Here is a 389-nt window from a genome sequence, read left to right on the forward strand (position 1 = left end):
CATAAGGTTGTATCCAAAGCATGCCATATCGCAATCGGAATTAGTGAAGAAGACAAACGAAGACTCCTCGGTTTTGACATCAGTGACGGCGAAAGTGATTACTCATGGTCCCGTTTCTTTAACCACTTAAAAGAAAGAGGCCTAAATGGCCTAAAAATGGTTATATCTGATGCACACGCGGGTCTAGTAAAAGCAATTAAAGAAACCTTCATTAATGTTTCTTGGCAAAGATGTCAGGTTCACTTCTTAAGAAATATCTTAGATAAAACACCGAAAAAAGAGACTAAAGAATTTAAAGAAGACATCAAGGCACTATTTCGTATTCAGGATATTAAGATTGCTCGTATTGTTAAAAATGAACTCTTTAAAAAATATGAAGGAGAAAAGAA

Annotated in this window: 1 protein-coding gene; it reads left to right on the top strand. The window is 35.2% G+C overall.

Annotation, left to right across the window (positions count from 1 at the left end; genetic code table 11):
• Positions 1-389: transposase (locus tag HMPREF2811_RS08265; protein WP_210386565.1), on the top strand; the 389-nt coding region annotated here is incomplete at both ends.

Origin of the sequence: Globicatella sp. HMSC072A10, assembly GCF_001811625.1 — a bacterium.
GTDB lineage: Bacteria > Bacillota > Bacilli > Lactobacillales > Aerococcaceae > Globicatella > Globicatella sanguinis.